The sequence below is a fragment of the Pseudonocardia sp. EV170527-09 genome (assembly GCF_008369905.1).
Taxonomy (GTDB): domain Bacteria; phylum Actinomycetota; class Actinomycetes; order Mycobacteriales; family Pseudonocardiaceae; genus Pseudonocardia.
On record NZ_VRMC01000481.1, the window covers coordinates 1 to 268 of the forward strand.

Annotated in this window: 1 protein-coding gene; it reads left to right on the top strand. The window is 59.0% G+C overall.

The genetic code is table 11. The annotated features are described in order from the left end of the window. Window positions 1–41: 41 nt before the first annotated feature. Window positions 42–268 (top strand): hypothetical protein (locus FVA95_RS29875; protein WP_205016075.1); only part of this gene is annotated, 227 nt, incomplete at its 3' end.

The window sequence follows — 268 nt, forward strand, 5'->3', positions numbered from 1 at the left end:
TCCAGGAGGTCAGTGGAGACGCCGACCAGTCAGCAATTGGTATGGCCGCCATCCTCTACTACCTACGTGAGCGCGCGAATGCCACCCCGGGCGCTAATCGTGACGCCCAGATGCGGGCCATCATCGAAGCCACGCTTAGTCTGAGCCAAAACTCCATCAACCAGAAAGCCCTCGATGCCGACATGTCGAAGGCCGGAGCTGCAATTCCAGCGGAGGCATACCCGGAAACGTATTCGGTGTGCATGAAGGGTGATCCGGTCTGCGATAC